We start from the raw sequence: 18,605 nt of genomic DNA on the forward strand, positions 1-18,605 counted from the left end.
TGGCGCAGCCGTCGAGGTATTTCTGCCAGGCCCAGTCGTACTTGAACGGCACGAGTTGGTTGAGGTCGGCGCGGCAGTTGATCATGCGCTTTTCGTCAACGGCGACGCGAGCGGCGGAGCCTTCCAGTTCGGCGAGGCCTTCGGCGACGTCGAGTTTGTCGAGGGCGGCCTTGGCGCGGATGATCGCGGCGGAGTCATTGGCGGTCACGTTACGCGCTTCCAGTGCGGCAGCAGCGCCAGCACCGTCGAGGCGGTCCATGTTGGCTTCACTGGCGTGGCCAGCGTTGGCGCCCTTGATCACCGCTGCACCGGTGTCTTCGTTGTCGACTTCATCCCAACTCAGCATCGAAATACTCCTTCCTGGTCTGTTCGGACGGTCTGTGAACCCGTCCATAAATGTGCGATTTGCAGGCTTCAAGGCATTGAAATACTGCGCATAGTGTGGTCGGTAAATACCGATACTGCACACTATGTAGTGGTCTGTTTTGTTTGTGGGCACACTATATGGTGTGTAACAAAGATGGTCAACGCACAAGACGGCATCGATCGTCGCAGGGGGGCATGAGAAAAAGTCACAGCCCCATGACTTTTAATGGTTACGGCCGTTTTGACCCCCGGTGCTAAAAATCTCGCCAACAAGCTCCCCATAACAACAACGAGCGTTTGCGAAATGAAAGCACTTGATTTGTACATCGGCGAAGGCTTCGAAGGCCCAGGCGTCAATGCTGCCCACATCAACATCCTCATCGGCCCACGCAACGGCCCGGCCGGCCAGGCGTTTGCCAATAGCCTCGCGTCACCGAGCCAGGGTCACTGCCCGTTCATGGTGATTGCCCAGCCGAACATCCCGGTCAAACCCATGACCCTCTACGTCAACAAGGCTGAAATCAGCAGCGACCTGCACGGCAATGCCACTTGGGGCGCGTCCCAGGCCGGTATCGCCAAGGCTGTGCTGGAAGCCTTGCTCGACGGCACCCTGCCGCCGGAAGCCGAGGACGAGTGGGCCATCGTTACCGCCAACTGGGTCAACCCAGGCTGCGATGACCTCGATGCCGTCTACTTGAACAACTACAACGCCTGCCGCACCGCGATCCGCGCCGCCCTGACCGGTACGCCCTACACCGCGCAACTGGCGGATGTGGTCAACCACATCAGCAACCCTTTCTACACGCCTAAGGCCTGAGGAGAATCCCATGCAATACATCCGTTTGGGTAACTCCGGCCTGCAAGTCTCGCGCCTGTGCCTGGGCACCATGAACATGGGCACCCCGGACTGGAAACCGTGGATCTTCGACGAGAAGCAAAGCGAGCCTATCGTTGCCCACGCCCTGGACAACGGCGTCAACTTCATCGACCTGGCCGACTTCTATTCGGCTGGCGTTGGCGAAGAAGTCGTCGGGCGCATTCTCAAGCGCGTGGCGCGACGTGACGACATCGTAGTCACCACCAAAGTCGGCTACGGCACTCGTAGCGGCATCAATGCCAGCGGGCATTCGCGCAAGCACATCATGGACAGCATCGACGCGTCCCTGAGCCGCCTCGGCATGGATTACGTCGACGTGTTCATGCTGCATTACTTCGACGTGAACACCCCGGTCGAAGAAACCATGTGCGCGCTGAACGACATCGTGCGTTCCGGCAAGGCCCGTTATATCGGCGTGTCGACCATGCTCACCGGCCAGTTGGCCAAGATCCTGATGGCGTGTGAACGCAACGGTTGGGTCAAGCCGATCAACATGCAGTTGCAACTGAACTGCGCGTACCGCGAAGAGGAGCGCGAGATGATCCCGTTCTGTCGCGACCAGGGCCTGGGCGTCTCGGTGTTCAGCCCGCTGGCCCGTGGCTTGCTCACTGGCGAAGTGCAGTCCACCCGCAACCAGACCGACTTCTTCACCCAGCAGATGTACAGCGACCAGGCGTCGTTTGACATCGCCCATTCGGTGCAACGCGTGGCCCGTGCCCGTGGCGTGTCCAACGCACAGATCGCCCAGGCCTGGGTCGCCAATCACCCAGGCGTGGATGTGATGCTGGTGGGCGCCGACACCACCGCACAATTCGACAGCGCGCTGGCGGCCCTCGACACCCAACTGGACGCCGAAGAACTCCACGAACTGGAACGCAACTACACCCCGTGCGATGTGATCAACGACTACACCGCCGGCAAGCGCATCCTGCGTGCGGCCCGCCCGGGCCTGGACCGTTTCAACCTGATCGAGGCCGTGGCATGAACCCGCTGATCCGTACTGGCAACTACATCGATGGCCAATGGTCCAGCGGTGGGCCGACTTACCCGGTGGTCAACCCGGCCAGTGGTGCGCTGATCGTCGAGGTACAGCGCGCCGCCGCCGAAGAAACAGACTTGGCCATCGACGCCGCCAACCGCGCCTTGCCAGCGTGGCGCAAGCTCACTGCCAAGGAACGCAGCCAGCGCCTCAAGCGCTGGAGCGAGCTGATGCTCAGCAACCAGAAGGATTTGGCGCACCTGCTCAGCCTGGAGCAGGGCAAACCGCTGGCCGAAGCGATGGGCGAAGTGGTCTACGCTGCCAGCTTCCTGGAGTGGTTTGGCGAAGAAGCCAAGCGGGCTTACGGCGACGTGATCCCGAGCCACAAGGCTGATGCGCGGATCATCGTGGTCAAGGAAGCCATCGGCGTGGTCGCGGCGATCACCCCGTGGAACTTCCCCCTGGCCATGGTCACCCGCAAGGTCGGTCCAGCATTGGCGGCAGGCTGCACCATGATCCTCAAGCCTTCGGAAGAGACGCCGTTGTCAGCCTTTGCCCTGGCGGTGCTGGCCGAGCAAGCGGGCATTCCCGCCGGTGTGTTCAACATTGTCTCCGGCGATGCCGTCGCCATCGGCGGTGCACTGCAAGCTTCCAGCGTGGTGCGCAAGCTGTCGTTCACCGGCTCCACCCGCACCGGCAAATTGCTGATGCGCCAGGCGGCGGACACCCTTAAAAAAGTCTCGCTGGAACTGGGCGGCAACGCGCCCTTCATTGTGTTCGACGACGCCGACCTGGATGCCGCCGTCAAAGGCGCCATGGCCTCCAAGTTCCGCAACACCGGGCAGACCTGCGTGTGCGTCAACCGCTTCTTTATCCAGGACGGTGTGTACGACGCGTTCACTCGCAAACTGGCAGAAGCGGTCAGCGCCATGCGCGTCGGCAGCGCGCTGGACGGCGAAACCGAACAAGGCCCGCTGATCAATGCCGCTGCCTTGGCCAAGGTTGAAGCCCATGTCGGCGATGCCTTGGAGAAGGGCGCCACGCTGCTGTGCGGCGGGCGTCGACATGCACTGGGCGGCACCTTTTTCGAACCGACCATCCTTACCGAAGCCCACGGCGACATGTTGATTGCCCAGGAAGAAACCTTCGGCCCCGTGGCTGCGTGCTTTCGCTTCAAGGATGAAGCCGAGGTACTGCAACGTGCCAATGACACGCCGTTTGGCTTGTCGGCCTACTTCTATAGCCGTGATATCGGCCGCGTGTGGCGCATGGCCGAAGGCCTGGAAGCCGGCATGGTGGGCATCAACGAAGGGATCATCTCCACGGAAGTCGCGCCGTTTGGCGGCATCAAGGAATCGGGTTTGGGCCGCGAAGGTTCCAAGTACGGGTTGGATGACTACCTGGAGATCAAATACCTGTTGATGGGCGGTTTATAGACATAACGCCGACCCTCTGTGGGAGCTGGCTTGCTCGCGAATGCGGCGGGTCAGCCACCTTATGTATCAACTGATTTACCGCTTTCGCGAGCAAGCCCGCTCCCACACAAGCCCGCTCCCACATAGGTTGGGGCTTGCCCGCTGTTACTCCGTCAAGAAAAACAATATGGAGAACACCCATGACTGCTCAACCCGTCAAAATCGACGACCTGCCCATTGGCCGTTTTCACCTGAAAATCGCCGGCCTCACCTTCGGTGCACACTTCACCGATGGCTATATCCTCGGCCTGATCGGCATCGCCTTCACGCTGCTTAGCCCACAGATGCAACTGGATGCCTTCTGGCAAGGATTGATCGGTGCTTCGGCCCTGATCGGCCTGTTCCTGGGTAGCCTGTTTTTCGGCTGGATTTCCGACACCCTCGGCCGGCAAAAGATCTTCCTGGTCAGTTTTGTGCTGATCACCGTGGCCTCGGTCATGCAGTTCTACGCTGAAACCGCCATGGGCCTGCTGCTGTGCCGCATCCTGATCGGTATTGGCCTGGGCGGGGATTTCAGCGTCGGCCACGCCATGCTGGCCGAGTTTTCGCCAAAGAAACACCGTGGCGTACTGCTCGGTTCGTTCAGCGTGATCTGGACCTTCGGTTATGTTGCGGCAACGTTCGTCGGCACGGCGATGCTCAGCCTGGGCGACGACGCCTGGCGCTGGATGTTGGCTTCTTCGGCTATCCCGGCAGGCTTGATCCTGATCGCCCGGATCGGCACTCCGGAATCCCCGCGCTGGCTGGTCAACCGTGGGCGCATCGCCGAAGCCCGTGCCATCGTCAAGAAGCACCTGGGTGAACACGTGGTGCTGGATGAAGAACCGTCGGCGCAAACCCGTTCCGGCTACGGCGTGTTGTTCAGCCGCGAATACCGCAAGCGCACGGCGTTCAACTGCCTGTTCTTTGTGTGCATCGTGATGCCGTATTTCGCGATCTACACGTTCCTGCCGTCGATCCTGCAAAAGATGGGCTTGTCCCAGGGCTTCGGCACCGAGTTGCTGCTCAACCTGCTGCTGATTGTCGGGGCGTTGATCGGCATCTGGTGCACGGTCAAATTCTCGCGCCGGGGCTTCTTGATCAACTCGTTCATCATCCTTGCAGCGGCGTTGTTCTTGCTGGCGGTGCTGCCGGGAAGCATGGCGTGGCTGATGGTGCTGACCTTCGGCGTGTTCACCCTGGTGCTGTCGGCAGTGAGTAACCTGGTGGGCGTGTTCCCGGCAGAAAGCTTCCCCACCGAAGTGCGCGCCAGCGGCATCGGCCTGGCCACGGCGGTGAGCCGCCTGGGTTCGGCCATCAGCACGTTCCTGCTGCCGGTGAGCGTGGCCGGGATCGGCCTGAGCCCGACCATGGGTATCCTCGCCGCGATCCTGGTGTTTGGCGCGATCATCTCGTGGGCCTGGGCGCCGGAGACCAAGTCCCTGACCCTTAACCAGGCATGCAAGGCCGAGGCGCCGCCGCTGTCAGGGGTTGCTGACCTGGCCCAGCCACTGCGTAAACAGGCGAACCTTGGATAAGCCGAGTTTGTCGCTTGCCACATCCAGCCAATAGCCATACGGGCCGATCACTTCCACGGGGGTGATCGGCAGCAGGCTGCCATTGGCCAATTCCCGTTCGATCATCTGCCGGTCGATCACCGCCAAGCCACCGCCTGCCAGGGCGGTGTGGATCACCTGATCCAGGGTGCTGAATTCCAGGCCCTGGCCTGCATCGATATCGTCTCGGCCCATGGCCGCCAGCCAGTTCTCCCACACCTTCAAGCGCTTGCCATCGTGCAGGATATGCAGCAGCGGAAAGCGGCGCAGGTCGGGCGGTTGACCGTCTGTGAACAGCTCCGGGCTGGCGACCGCGATGTGGCGCTCCATCACCAACAGTTCACTGCTGCAATGCGCGGCCGGCTCCAGGCCGAAGCGGATCTGACAATCGATTTCCGCCAGGCTCGCGTGGCTGTTCTGGTGGGTGACGCTGAGGTTGATGTCCGGGTAGCGCTCGCAAAACCGCCGCAGGTGCGCAGACAGCCAACGGGTGGCCCAGGTCGGCGGCGCAACGATGCGCAGGCGCTGGCGCAGATTGGGCACGCGCACCGCTTGCAGGGCGCGTTCGATATGGTCGAAGGCATCGCTCAGGTGCGGGGAGAGGGCAAAGCCGGCTTCGGTCAGCGACAGCCCCTGGGGCGTACGGATGAAGAGGGCGACGCCAAGATAGTCTTCCAGCTGCTTGATCTGGCGGCTGACCGCGCCCTGGGTGACGTTGAGGCCGACGGCGGCCTGGCTGAAGCTGCGGTGGCGGGCGACTTCTTCGAAGACGCGGAGCATGTTGAGGGAGGGCAGTTGGCGCATGGGGTATTCCACACATTATTTTTGTAGTGAGCGGGCTTGCCCCGCGCTGGGCTGCGAAGCAGCCCCAAAACCTGGCACTGAGTATAACCAGATGTTACTCGGTGACTTCATTGGGGCTGCTACGCAGCCCAGCGCGGGGCAAGCCCGCTCACTACAATTATTAGAAGTAATACCCGATGTTCATGTACAGCTGATTCTCCCACTGGTTGCTACCGCCAGCGCCCAAGCTCTGGGTATAGCTGCTGCCACCGATGTACGGGTCGTTCTTGCCGATCAACCACTCCGTGGCCACCCACAGCTTGCTCACCGAAAACGAGGTACCGAGGATTACGCGCTGTGAGGTCTTGAACGCGTTGTCGGATTTATCGAAGGCGCTGTAGTTGGCATACAGCTTCACGCCGCTGACCTGGTCGAACAGGTACTTGCCGCCCACGTCGTAGCTCAGGTCCGCCACGTACAGGTTGCCGCGGCTGGCGACGTTGAAGGTGCCGTCATAGCCGCCCAGGGTCACCACACCGTCGGTGCCTTCGTTGCGCGGCGACATCTGTTGGCGGGCTGCCTGCAGTTGCACGCCCCACGGGCCGTTCTTGCCCAGGTAGTGGATGGCCACAGCGTTGCGCCGTCCATCGTTGCCGGTGTCTTTGTTTTCCAGGGTGGAAGTGAGGCCGGACAGGCCGACTTCGGACTTCCAGTTGCCCAGGTCCATGGCCTTGGCCACGCGGACCACCACGGTGTTGCGTTCCTGGTTGTTGCTGCCATCGGCCACGTAGCTGTCGGCCTCGGAGACCACGCTGGAATAGGTCACCCCCTTGCTGGTGCCCTTGCCTTGCCACGCCGGGCGCAAGTAGTAGCCGGCCTGGATGTTCCAGTCACCGCTTTGCTGGATGTATTTGGTACCGATCTGCTGCACGTCTTCCAAGCCGATCACGTTGCCCAGGGTTTCGTAGAAGGTGCTGCCGAAGTACGGCTGCAGACCGAACGGCACGGTGTTCAGGCCCACTTGCACTTGCTGGTCGGGGTTGAACTTGTAGCCGACCCAGGCGAACTTGGCGAACTGGATATCGCCGTAGTTCTTGGTGTACTGATAGGGGTAGGAGCGCCCGTAAAAGCGGTATTGCGCCTCACCAATCCAGGTGTCGGAGTTGTACTTGGCGCTGAGGAACGCGGTGTCCAGGCCGAATTTCTGGATGCCGCGATCCGGGTCGTAGTCCCAGCGCGCACGTACCGCGCCGCCGAGGTCGAGGTTGTCGGTGACCTGAATGGCCATGGCCGGTGCCGCAAGGGCACCGAGCACGGGGATCAGGGCGAAGTAGCCTAAGGTTGGTCGCATGATTTGGCTCTCGTTATTGGTTTATTTTTGGCAACAGCAGCCCGTTGCCGCAGCGAATGCTGCGGCGCGGGGGAAAGGGTCGAACTCAGTGCGCGGCGGGGCGGATCAGCCTCAGTGGCGGCCCAGCGGCGGGTAATTCGGATGCTCCGGGGGCGGCGGCGAGCAGCGTTTGCGTGTAGCTGTTCTGCGGTCTCAGCAGCACCTGTTCGGCGGTGCCGTACTCCACCACTTCACCTTGGCGCATCACCGCGATGTGGTCGCTGATCTGCGCCGCCACCCGCAGGTCGTGGGTGATAAACAGGATGCTCAGGTTCAACTGCTTCTGCAGGTCGGCCAGCAACTCCAGCACCTGCTTTTGCACCGACACATCCAGCGCCGAGACGCTTTCATCGGCAATCAGCACCTCCGGGCGCATCGCCAGGGCGCGGGCGATGCCGATGCGTTGGCGCTGACCGCCGGAGAACTGCCGGGGCTTGCGCTGCAAGGCATCGCGCTTGAGGCCGACTTGCTCAAGCAAATCACCGGCCTCGGCCCACGCGTCCTTGGTCGACAAGCCACGCAATTGCGCGGCGCGCGCGATGATGTCGCCGACTCGATGGCGTGGGTTCAGCGAGCCGTACGGGTCCTGGAAAATCATCTGGATACGCCGCCGGTTCGCCGCCAGGGCCGAACCCTGCAACGCCAGGAAGTCGGTGTCGCCCACCCACACATGGCCGCTGTCGCTGTCCACCAAACGAATCGCCGCCTTGACCAAGGTACTTTTGCCCGAGCCGGACTCGCCGACAATCGCCAGCGTCTTGCCCCGTGGCAGGTTCAGCGACACGTTGCGCAGCGCCGCCACCGAGCTGCCGCCGACGTTGTAGGTCTTGGTCAGATGCTCAATGCGCAAGGCCATTTCGCCGTCCGCGCTCGGCACATGCAGCTCGGGGTGCAACGCCGGCACTGCGGCGATCAGCTTGCGGGTGTAGGGATGAGCGGGAGCATTCAAGACCTGATCGCGCTCGCCGATTTCCACCAGCCGGCCGCCTTCCATTACGGCGATGCGGTCAGCAATCTGCGCCACCACGCCAAAGTCATGGGTGATGAACAAGATGCCGTGCTGGCCCCGGCCACGCAGGTCGCGTACCAATTTCAACACCTGCGCCTGGGTGGTCACATCCAGAGCGGTGGTGGGCTCGTCGGCGATCAGCAAATCCGGGTTCATCGCCAAGGCCATGGCGATCACCACCCGCTGGCATTGGCCGCCGGAGAGTTGATGGGGAAAGCTGTTGGCGATGCGCGGCGGGTCCGGTAATTGAGTGGACTCCAGCAGCGCCAGCATGCGTTCACGGCGTTCAGCCGCTGGCATCTGTGGTGCGTGGATATCGAAGATCTCTTCCACTTGCTTGCCAATGCGAATCGCCGGGTTCAGCGCCGCCATCGGCTCCTGGAAAATCATCGCGATGCGGTTGCCGCGCAGCGCGCGCAAGCGGTGTTCGTCCAGGGTGCAGATATCGTCACCGAGAAAGTCGATGACGCCGCCGGCATGCCGCAGGCCCTTGGCGTAATCGCCCATGATCGCTGCCGACAGCACGGACTTGCCCGAACCCGATTCGCCGATCACACACAGGATTTCACCTTTGCGTACATCCAGGCTGATGCCTTGTACGGCGTGGCTGCGGTCGGCGCCCTTGGGCAGCTCGATGCTTAGGTTGTCGACCCGCAATACGGTTTGCTGGCTGTTCATGCTCAACTCCTTGCGCCTTGCTGCGCGTGTTCATCCAGCCCGTCGGCGAGCAAGCTCAGGCCGAGCATCAGGGTGGAGATGGCGATGCAGGGGAAGATCACCAGGTGCGGGAAGGAAATGGCCATGGCGCGACCATCGTTGATCATGCCGCCCCAGTCCGGGGTGGGCGGCGGCAGGCCGAGGCCGAGGAAGCCCAGGGCGCCGATCATGATCGCGGTGTAGCCGATGCGCAGGCAGAAATCGACGATCAGCGGCCCGCCGCAGTTGGGCAGGATCTCCACCAGCATGATGCGCAGCGAGCCCTCGCCCTGGGTGATCGCGCTGAGCACGTAGTCACGCGAGCGGATGTCGATGGTCAGCGCACGCATGATGCGAAAGATCGCCGGCGCACTGGTGAAGGTCACCGCAATCAGGATATTCAGCGCTGAAGCACCGAGGGCGATGATGATCACGATGTACAACACCAGCACCGGGAACGACAGCACCGTGTCGGCCACATAGGACAGCACGGCGTCCACCCAACCGTTGAAGTAACCGGCGCACAGGCCCATCGCGATGCCCACGGCAAACGCGGTGAGGGTGGCCAGGATCGACCAGAACAAAACCGTGCGGGTGCCCCAGATCAGGCGCGAAAGAATATCGCGGCCGATCATGTCGGTGCCGAGCAAAAAGCGCGCGCCGTCATCGCCTGCCGTCATGGGTGTGAGCAACGGCGTAAAGCTTTCCAGCGGATCATGGGGTGCCAGCCACGGCGCGCAGAGTGCAATCAGCACCCAGCCGCCCACCAGCAACAGGCCGAGCAGGGCCAGGGGATGCTTGAAGGATTTGAGCAGGTTCATTGGCTGCCTCCGCCGAGACTGCGCAGGGTGATGCGCGGGTTGAGCCAGGTGTAGGCCAGGTCCGAGAAGATCTTGCTGATGCCCACCACCACGCCGCTGATCATCGCGCAGGCTTCGATCAGGTAGACGTCATGGTTGAGCGACGCGGTGTAGAGCATCGAACCGAAGCCTTTGTAGGCGAAAAACACCTCCACCACGATCACGTTGGAGAGCAACCACGGGATGTACAGCATGATCACCGTGACCGGCGCGATCAGCACGTTGCGCAGGGCATGGCGCAACACGATGCGCGTGGTGGAGGCGCCCTTGAGCCGGGCGGTGCGGATGTACGGCGCCTGCATCACTTCTACCATCGACGCCCGAGTGATCCGCGCCAGGTAGCCGATGCCGAACAGGCACAGCACCATCAGCGGCAGTACCAGCTCTACAGCGCTGAAACCGTCGCTCATGCTGCTCACGCCCGGCAGCCAGTTGAGCCAGAACACAAAGATCGCCGAGACAAACACCGCGCTGGCGAAGTCCGGAATCGAGGTGGTGACGATCGACAGGAACGACACCAACCGGTCGATCAACGAGCCCTGGCGAATCCCGGCCAGGATGCCCAGGGTCAACGCTACCGGCACCATTACCAGCAAGGCCAGCCCGGCCAGGGTCAGGGTTTGCCACAGGTTGGGCAGCAACAGCTTGAGCACCGGCTCGCGAAAGTACACCGAGGTGCCCCAGTCGCCGGTGACGAAGTCCTTGAGCCACACCAGGTAACGCCAGGCGAACGGCTGGTTGTAACCGTGTTCCAGCAACCACGCGGCGCGCTGGTCGGCGGCGGAGTAGGGGCCGAGGACGTTGATTGCCACGTCCTCGATATTGAGTTCCAGGGCCAGGAACACAATCAGCGACACCGACAGCAGAGTCGCCAGCAGCATCAGCAATTTGCGCAATAGAAAGTGAGCCATCAGGTGCATGCTCCGACGGGTGATGGGATGCCTGCCCGCACGTGCGGGCAGAGTCGACTCAAACGCTCAGCCAGACATTGCCCATGGGGTAGAAGTCGGAAGGGTGCACTTGGAACCCCTGCACTTTTTTGCTCACGGCGGTGAACTTGTCACCCCAGAACGGCTGCACGATCACGCACGCGTCCTGCAGGATTTGCTCCACGCTCTGCATGGCCACGGCCCGCTGTTTCGGGTCGATAATGCCCATGGCCTTGTCCAGGGCGGCATCGAAGGCCGGGTCGCTGTAGTGGCTTTCGTTCCAGGCGCCACCGCCGCGATAGGCCAGCTCCAGTGACATCACGCCCAGCGGGCGATGAGCCCAGTAGGTCAGGCTGAACGCGGCCTTGTCCCAGATCGGCCAGTACTGCGCCGCCGGTACCACTTTGAGGTTGATGCGGATGCCGGCTTCCAGGCAGTTCTGTTGCAGGATCTGCGCGCAGTCCTGCTCGTAGCGGCCCTGGGTGTTGCCGACGATCAGGTCGATGTCCAGGCCATTGGCGAAACCCGCCTCGACCAACAGCTTTTTCGCCGCGGCCACATCGCGCTCGCGCTTGGGCAACGGGAAATACTCCGGGTGGGACGGTGCCACGTGGTGGTCTTCGCCCAGTGTGCCCATGCCGCGATAGGCGACCTTGAGCATCTGCGCGTTGTCGGCGCACAACACCACCGCTTTGCGCACGCGCAGGTCGGTGAACGGCTTTTGGTCGCAGGCCATGCGCATCACCACGGTTTGCGCGGATTTGCAGCTGAGCAACTGCGCACCGGGCAGGCGCTTGGCCAGGTCCAGCTCGGCCACTGTGACGCGGTACAGCACGTCGACTTGCCCGGCTTGCAGGGCGGCGAGGTGGGTGGACACGTCGGTGCCCATGTCGATGTAGCGCAGCTCGTCGAGGTTGGCGGGTTTGCCCCAGTAGTCGGCGCGCTTGGCAAAGGTCGCCTGCTTGTTCACCGCGAACGACACCAGCTTGAACGGCCCGGTGGCCAGCGGGTTTTTTGCCCAGTCATCGCCTGCCTTGAAGCTGCGGTGCACCAGGGCGCAGGTGAAGGCGTTGAGCATCTCCGGAATCGCCAGGATCGGCCGCTTGAGTTGCAGGCGGAACTGGTAGTCGCTGACTTTTTCGAAGGCCTTGATGTCCTGGAACGCGGTACGGTTGACCGACTTGGAGTCGGCAGCGATCCAGCGCTGGATGTTGTGTTGCACGTCGTCGACGTTGAAGCTGTCGCCGTTGCTCCACTTCACGTCCTGGCGCAGGTTGAAGGTCCAGGTGGTGAGGTCTTCGGACGGGCTCCAGCTCTCGGCCAGGTAGGGGTGGGTGATGTTGTCGGCGTCGACCCAGGTCAGGTATTCGAGGGAGTTGCGCAACAGATTCGAGGCTTCGATCCAGGTGATCAGCATCGGGTCCTGGATTTCCTGGATCGCACAGGCAAAGCGCAGGCTGCCACCTTGGCGGGCCGGTGTGGCATCGGCGGCCTGGGCGTCGCTGCCCAACAGGGCCGAACCGATAAAGGTCGAGGCGCTGGCCACGGTAATGCCCAGCAGGGCGGCGGTACGCAGGAATTGGCGGCGGTTGATTTCACCGCGCTGCACTTGGGCACACAGGTCATTCACGGCTGGATGCGGCAGGCTGCCGTCCAGGGTCGTCAAGTCTTTCATAAGCCTCTCCGGTACTTGCGAATATGCGTTTTTGTTGAACCGCAAGGGTCAGTGGCAGGCGCGATGCGCGCGCCGCCCAGACCGCTGTGAAACCGGCAGAAGAACAAGGCAAAACGAAGTCAGGAGGCGGGCAATGGGATAGGACATAGGGCAGCTCTCATGTTGTTTTTATTAGAGATGCCCGCAGTTTTGTCATTTGCGCAAAGATCGACAAACGACAAATTCTGCGCAGTAACCTTCTATAAATGCATGTTACAGGTCCTTCCCAGGGCCGCCTGTAGTGCTAGACGGGTTCAGCGCGGTAGCAGGCGCGGGTCGAACGGGTAATCGGAGAGCAATTCGATGCCGTGCTCGTGGATATAGATCTGCTCTTCGAGCTTGACGCCTTCGCCGCCGTCGTCGTGGCCGATGTAGCTTTCCACGCAGATGGTCATGCCGGCTTCGAACACGCCGTCGTAACCCAGCGCGTCGATGTCTTCGCGGTGCACCACGTAGGGGTATTCACCGGTCATGCCCACGCCGTGCACCAGGGCGAAATAGCGGTTGTTTTTGTAATGGTCGGGAATCTTCCAGGCCATCTCCGCGTACTCCTTGAAGCTGCGTCCGGCCTTGAGCATTTCGACGTTGGTCTGCACTTGCTCGTAGGCGAGCTTGTACAGCTCTTGCTGCTTGGCGGTTGCAGCCTGATCGCCACACAGGAAGGTGCGTGAAAAGTCCGCGTAGTAGCCGAAGCGTCCGACCACGTCGGTATCCAGCGCCACCAGGTCGCCGGCCTCGATGGGCCGGGTGCTGCATTCCTGGAACCACGGGTTGGTGCGCGGGCCAGAGGACAGCAAGCGGGTTTCCACGTAGTCGCCGTCGGTGGCGATCACGTGCTGGTGCAGGTGCGACCACAGCTGGTTCTCGGTGATGCCGGGGGTGAGCTTGCTTTCCATCAGGCGCACCCCGGCTTCGGTGGCACGCAGGCTGGCGCGGATCATTTTCAGCTCGTTGGGCACCTTGATGCAGCGTGCGCGTTCCAACGGTTCCTGTGCGTCGAACACCTGGTAGCCGAGGCGTTGCAGTTCGAAGGCGGCGGCCGAGGTGGCGCTTTCGATGGCGATGCGTTTGCCGCCGCCGCACTTGCGTACCAGCTCGTCGATCTCGGCGGCCCAGTCGGCGGTGACGTTGCCCAGGAAGCTTTCGCAGAAGTAATACGAGATCGCCTTGGCCGGGCGCACCTCGTCCACGGTGTTGAGGGTTTCGGCCAGGTGCAGGCAACCGCCGAATTCGAAGATCACCACCGGGCCTTCCGCCGGGATAAAGGCATAGCGTGCCGGGTTGCGCGCCGAGTACACCTGCATGTTGCGCGAGCCCGTGGCGTAGCGCATGTGGGTAGGGTCGAAGAGCACGCACGCAGCGTAGTCGCGTTTTTTCAGTTCGTTGCGTACCCGTTGTAGGCGGTCCAGCTGGATCTGCTGAATCTCGTCATGGGTGGGTTCACAGTCGGCGGGGTTGCGGTTCGGGCCGGACAGACTCATGGGGTGTTCCTCGCAGGGCAAATACGGTTTTTTAGTTTTTTGGGGGGCGGCGGTGGATCAGTCGAGCAACTTGTCACTGCGGACCAGGTTGCGTTCGGCTTGCAGATGGGCTTCGGACAGGCGTCCGTAAAGCTGCTTGGTGCGTTGGGCGCGGCCGATGATCCCGGGTTTTTCCGAGTAGGCGAAAATCGCCGTGTTGCGCTCGGTGGCGCCCTCGACACGGGTGACCCGGTGCACCGAGAAGCGACCCTTGAAGATCTGCAGGTCACCGGGGTTGAGCGCCAGCTCCTGCACCCGCGAGCGGTCTTCACCGCGCACCACCTTGCCCACGGCGCCGAGGTTTTCCTGGCTGCGGGAGCGGATCATCGGCGCGTATTCGAACAGGCCGCCGGCTTCGGGTTTCTGGGTCATCATGCTGACGATGAATTCGTTGGTGTCGAAGTGCCAAGGCTGCTCGGTGCCTTCGGGCATCACGTTGATCACCAGGCCGGCGAAGGGGTCGGCGTATTCGAAAATCTCCGGTTCATCCAGGCAGGCGCCGATAAAGCGTTTCATCATCGGCGACACGTACAGGCGATGGATGATCGCGTCGGGGGCGATCATGTCGCGGGTCACAAAGCCGCTGGTGCGCTCCATGAACGTGCGGCGTGGGTCATCCTGGGGCAGGCTGGTGTCGTCTTCGGTGAAGTAGGCGTTGACCTTGCGCACCGAGAAAAACGTCTTGTCCGACAGCGCCAGGCCTTCCAGTCGCGCCTGTTCCAGCGCTTCGGGGCGCAGGAAGTTCTTTAGCAGGCAGCAGCCGTCTTCGGCCAGTTCGGCGCGGGCATGTTCGATCAAGGCCTGCAATTGAACATGGCCCGAATCATGTATGGGATAAAGTTCGGTATTAATGATGTCGCTGATATCGCCGGTTTCGGCATCGGCAAGTTTAAGACTCATACAAGGCTCCTGAACAAGGGTGTTGTGTTGAGTCGATAGTTGCGTAAAGCAGCGGGAAGTGGAAATTACAAGTTGTGATCGAATCCATCGGCAGGGGCGATAGTTATGTCAGGCGAACTGGATGGCAGCTTACTTAAAGTATTTGTGGCAATTATCGAGTGCCAGGGTTTTTCGGCAGCGGCCGAGCGCCTGCATAAAACCCAGTCCACGGTGAGCCAGAGTTTGCAGCGCCTGGAAGAGATCGTCGGCACCCCGCTGATCCGTCGCACCAGCCGCTCCATCGGCCTGACGCCAGGTGGAGAGACTTTCCTGATCTATGCGCGGCAAATCCTCAAGCTGCACCATGAGGCGGTGGCCGCCGCGCAATTGCCTAATGAGCAAGTGTGCATTCACCTCGGGATGCCAGAGGACTACGCCGAATACTGCCTGGGCGGCATGCTCAAGGACTTCCAGGCACAGTTTGCGCAAGTGCGCCCGGATATCTGTTGCGAGATGTCTACCGCGTTGGTCAGCCGTTTGAATCGTGGCGAGCTGGACCTGGTGCTGGGCGTGGAGCACGCCGGGCTGCAACCCGGTGAATACCTGTGCGATGAGCCTTTGGTGTGGGTGGCAGCGCCGAGTTGGAGCTGCGTGGGGCGCCAGTCGGTGCCGTTGGCGGTGTACGCCGAGGGCTGCGCATTTCGCGCCAATGCCGTGCAGGCGCTGGCCCAGGCTGGGCGCTCGTGGCAGGTGGTCTACACCAGCCAGAGCCCACGAGGTATCGCGATTGCCATCGAACAAGGTTTGTCGGTGGGGGTGATGGCGCGGCGCCTGGTGCCGGAAGGCTGGCAGATCCTGGATGAGCACCAGGGCTTTCCGCCGATTGCCCCGGCGCGCCTGATGTTTTGGCGCCCGGCGGGTTGCCAGGTGCCAGAGGTGGAGGCGCTGGTGGAGATTCTGCAGCGCCAGCTAGGGCGCTCAGGGTATGCGGACAGGCCGCGCCATGCGGGCATGTCCATGAGCCATGCGCTTGAGCATTAGCAGGCTAGCGAGTGCCCAGGCGACGATCCAGGCATGCACCACGGCAAACTCACCGCTGGCTTGCAGCAACCCGCCACATACGCCATTGGCCGTGGCGCTGGCCAGGCCGTAGCTGACCATGCTCAGGCTCACCACTTGCAGGCTTTGCAGCGGCTCGAGGCGGGCGCTGAGGTAGGCTGCCATCAAGCCCCAGGACGGGAAGTAAAACAGCGCGAACAGCCCGGCTGCCAGCCAACTCAGCAACAAGCTCGGTTGCCACAGCAGGCCGAGCATGGCCAGGCCGAACGCGCTGATGCTCAGTGCCAGCACGCGCAGCGCGCCCCAACGATCTGCCAGTGTGCCCAGCAACAGCCCGCCGACAATTCCGCCGATGCCGATCAGCGTCCACATCGAACCGGTTAGCGCCGCGCTGGCGTGCAAGCGCTCGCTGACAAACGCCGAGAGAAAATTAAGGAACGGCCCGCTGATTGCGCCGATAAAGCCGCTGAGCAACACAATCTGCAGCGCCACGGGCTGCTCCAGGCACAGGCGCAGCCATTGCCGCAAAACATGCTTCAAACCCGGCGGGCGGGTTGAGCGGGGCGCCTGCGGGGCGGGCGCGGGCACGGCCCACAGGGTCAGCAGCGTGACCAGCAGCGTCAAGCCCGCACAGATCAGCCAGAACTGGCGCAATGACAAGCCTTGCAATAAGGCGATCAACACCCCGTTCAAGCAGATCGCAAACGCCGCCCCCGAAGATGCCAGCCCCAATACACGGCTGCGGTGGCTGGCGGGGATCACCTCCCGCGCCAGCGCCGCAATTGCATTCCAATTCGCCACGGCGCAGGCCGACACCAACGCCAGGCACAGTGCGAACGGCAGCACCCAGGGCGTGGCCAGCGCCAGGGCCAGCAGCAACGGGCTGAGAAGCATGGTCAGGCGCACCATGCTCTGCGGGCGTACCCAGGCGGCGGCGACCCCGCTGGCCACCGAAGCGCCCATGTAAAACAGTTGCAATAGCGCCGCGATAAAGGCGGCCTGACTGTAACTGAGTTCATAGGCCTGGCGTATCTGCGGCAATAACGCCGAATACAGAAAGATACTGAAACCATGCGTTGTGGCATTACAGGCAGTAAAGACCAACGCCAATACACCAATATGAACAGGGCGCGGAACTATCGGCATAAACTTGCCTCGATGGCTAATGTGCAACAAGAGGGGGCGAAGTATCAAAGTTTGCACTGGGAAAGTGCGCGGTTTAATTGGCGCTTTGATGATGTAAAAGACTAGCGTTTATATAAATAAAACGACCAATGCTTAATTCTCATGTTCGCTGTGCGTAATAGTCGTGCTCCTTAGTTGTCAACGACAACAGTGAGCGAGAAACGACACGCTGCGGTATGTTGCTCAGGAATTTTCCTACGCATCGTGGGAAGCTCTACTTCTTGTCAGTCGTTTTCGAGTGCCTGTTATGAAACGCAAAATGCCCGGTCTCAACGCCCTCAAAGCCTTCGAAGTCGCCGGCAGTACCGGCAGTTTTACCCGGGCTGCCGAGCTGCTGAACGTGACCCAGAGCGCCGTCAGCCGCCAGGTGCGTCAGTTGGAAGAGCAACTGGGCGAGAACCTGCTGGAGCGGCGTCATCACCACCTCGAGCTGACCAGTGCCGGGCGTGTGCTGTTGCGGGCCCTGCACCAGTCCTTCGACAAGATCGAGCTGACGGTGCGCAGCATCCAGCAGAAAACCCACTCCAATCGCTTGCACATCAATGCACCGCCGACCTTTACCAGCCGCTGGCTGATGCCGCGCCTGGGTCGCTTGCGCGAGGCCCACCCTGAATTGGAGTTGAGCATTACCACGTGCCTGCAGGACAGCCTGGCGCAAACCAGCACGCTGGACTGCGCCATTCGTTTTGGCAATGGTGAGTGGGATGGGTTGGACAGCTCGCTGCTGATCCAGGAGCGGCATATCGCGGTGTGCGCGCCGTCGTTATATGCCCGTGAATGCAGCGATGGCGTGGACCTCAACCGCATGACCCTGCTGCATGTGCTGGCCAGTGAGGACCAGCGTTACCTGACATGGAAGCATTGGCTGGACGCGGCGCGCATCCATGGGGTGGATACCCAAGGCGGGTACGAGTTCGACCTGCTGGACCTGGCGATCCGCGCGGCAACCGATGGGTTGGGTATCACCATTGCCGACTGGCACATGGTCGCGGCGGAACTGGCCTGCGGGCAGTTGACCCAAGTGTTGAATGTGCACGTGGAAGGGCATCAGTCGTACTGGCTGGTGACTCGGCCGGAGCAGACGGACATGCCGCAGTTGCAGGTGTTTGGGCAGTGGTTGCAGGATGAAATCTGGTTGGCGCAACGACAATTGGAACCTTCGACCGCCGCGGTTTCTTCCTAAGGAACTCGGTCCAAAATGTGGGAGCGGGCTTGCTCGCGAATACGGAGTGTCAGTCACAGGTGCGTTAACTGGCCCACCGTATTCGCGAGCAAGCCCGCTCCCACATTTGGTTTTGCATATGCCAGGCAGGTTCGTAAGCCTCCATAACCTGCTTTTTTCTCACGTT

15 protein-coding genes and 1 pseudogene are annotated in these 18,605 nt (G+C 61.8%); 6 read left to right on the forward strand and 10 right to left on the reverse strand.

The window, feature by feature from the left end:
* Nucleotides 1-346 (reverse strand): annotated as a pseudogene (locus HF257_RS30040) (ribonucleotide-diphosphate reductase subunit beta); the annotation flags it as partial.
* Nucleotides 347-670: 324 nt separating this feature from the next.
* Between HF257_RS30040 and fae the strand changes: the two are divergent.
* The 4 genes from fae to HF257_RS30060 all read left to right on the forward strand — a co-directional run bounded on the left by fae (nt 671) and on the right by HF257_RS30060 (nt 5,214).
* On the forward strand, nt 671-1,183 hold the full coding sequence (gene fae / locus HF257_RS30045) for a formaldehyde-activating enzyme (RefSeq protein ID WP_016974617.1): 513 nt from the start codon (nt 671-673) through the stop codon (nt 1,181-1,183).
* 10 nt (nt 1,184-1,193) lie between these two features.
* Complete coding sequence (locus HF257_RS30050) at nt 1,194-2,228, forward strand: aldo/keto reductase (RefSeq protein WP_185709937.1); 1,035 nt, start codon at nt 1,194-1,196, stop codon at nt 2,226-2,228.
* Complete coding sequence (locus HF257_RS30055; protein WP_185709936.1) at nt 2,225-3,658, forward strand: NAD-dependent succinate-semialdehyde dehydrogenase; 1,434 nt, start codon at nt 2,225-2,227, stop codon at nt 3,656-3,658. The genes HF257_RS30050 and HF257_RS30055 overlap by 4 nt, the downstream gene beginning before the upstream one ends.
* A gap of 179 nt (nt 3,659-3,837) precedes the next feature.
* Nucleotides 3,838-5,214 carry an MFS transporter gene (locus HF257_RS30060; RefSeq protein ID WP_185709935.1) on the forward strand — a complete coding sequence of 459 codons (1,377 nt, stop codon included), beginning with the start codon at nt 3,838-3,840 and terminating at the stop codon, nt 5,212-5,214.
* On the opposite strand, the gene HF257_RS30065 is transcribed toward HF257_RS30060, so the two are convergent.
* The 8 genes from HF257_RS30065 to HF257_RS30100 all read right to left on the reverse strand — a co-directional run bounded on the left by HF257_RS30065 (nt 5,161) and on the right by HF257_RS30100 (nt 15,033).
* Nucleotides 5,161-6,036, reverse strand: coding sequence for a LysR substrate-binding domain-containing protein (locus HF257_RS30065; protein WP_185709934.1), 876 nt, complete (start codon nt 6,034-6,036; stop codon nt 5,161-5,163). The genes HF257_RS30060 and HF257_RS30065 overlap by 54 nt on opposite strands.
* A gap of 160 nt (nt 6,037-6,196) precedes the next feature.
* Nucleotides 6,197-7,366, reverse strand: coding sequence for a hypothetical protein (locus HF257_RS30070; RefSeq protein ID WP_185709933.1), 1,170 nt, complete (start codon nt 7,364-7,366; stop codon nt 6,197-6,199).
* An 85-nt stretch (nt 7,367-7,451) separates the two neighbouring features.
* Nucleotides 7,452-9,092 (reverse strand): dipeptide ABC transporter ATP-binding protein, encoded by a 1,641-nt coding sequence (locus HF257_RS30075; RefSeq protein ID WP_185712138.1) that lies wholly within the window; start codon nt 9,090-9,092, stop codon nt 7,452-7,454.
* Nucleotides 9,093-9,094: 2 nt separating this feature from the next.
* Nucleotides 9,095-9,931 (reverse strand): ABC transporter permease, encoded by an 837-nt coding sequence (locus HF257_RS30080; RefSeq protein ID WP_185709931.1) that lies wholly within the window; start codon nt 9,929-9,931, stop codon nt 9,095-9,097.
* On the reverse strand, nt 9,928-10,881 hold the full coding sequence (locus HF257_RS30085) for an ABC transporter permease (RefSeq protein WP_185709930.1): 954 nt from the start codon (nt 10,879-10,881) through the stop codon (nt 9,928-9,930). Before HF257_RS30085 ends, HF257_RS30080 begins: the two co-directional genes overlap by 4 nt.
* Nucleotides 10,882-10,939: 58 nt before the next feature.
* Nucleotides 10,940-12,574 carry an ABC transporter substrate-binding protein gene (locus HF257_RS30090; RefSeq protein ID WP_185709929.1) on the reverse strand — a complete coding sequence of 545 codons (1,635 nt, stop codon included), beginning with the start codon at nt 12,572-12,574 and terminating at the stop codon, nt 10,940-10,942.
* Between the two features lie 293 nt (nt 12,575-12,867).
* The gene (locus HF257_RS30095) at nt 12,868-14,094 is read right to left on the reverse strand and encodes a M24 family metallopeptidase (protein ID WP_185709928.1); all 1,227 of its coding nucleotides are present in this window, start codon (nt 14,092-14,094) and stop codon (nt 12,868-12,870) included.
* A gap of 57 nt (nt 14,095-14,151) precedes the next feature.
* The gene (locus HF257_RS30100) at nt 14,152-15,033 is read right to left on the reverse strand and encodes a HalD/BesD family halogenase (RefSeq protein WP_185709927.1); all 882 of its coding nucleotides are present in this window, start codon (nt 15,031-15,033) and stop codon (nt 14,152-14,154) included.
* Between the two features lie 105 nt (nt 15,034-15,138).
* On the opposite strand from HF257_RS30100, the gene HF257_RS30105 reads away from it, so the two are divergent.
* On the forward strand, nt 15,139-16,053 hold the full coding sequence (locus HF257_RS30105; protein WP_185709926.1) for a LysR family transcriptional regulator: 915 nt from the start codon (nt 15,139-15,141) through the stop codon (nt 16,051-16,053).
* On the opposite strand, the gene HF257_RS30110 is transcribed toward HF257_RS30105, so the two are convergent.
* Complete coding sequence (locus HF257_RS30110; RefSeq protein ID WP_185709925.1) at nt 15,991-17,217, reverse strand: MFS transporter; 1,227 nt, start codon at nt 17,215-17,217, stop codon at nt 15,991-15,993. The genes HF257_RS30105 and HF257_RS30110 overlap by 63 nt on opposite strands.
* A 286-nt stretch (nt 17,218-17,503) precedes the next feature.
* Here HF257_RS30110 and HF257_RS30115 point away from each other — a divergent pair, with 286 nt between their 5' ends.
* Nucleotides 17,504-18,439, forward strand: coding sequence for a LysR substrate-binding domain-containing protein (locus HF257_RS30115; RefSeq protein ID WP_185709924.1), 936 nt, complete (start codon nt 17,504-17,506; stop codon nt 18,437-18,439).
* The last annotated feature ends 166 nt before the right edge of the window (nt 18,440-18,605 follow it).

The sequence above is a fragment of the Pseudomonas cremoris genome, from assembly GCF_014230465.1.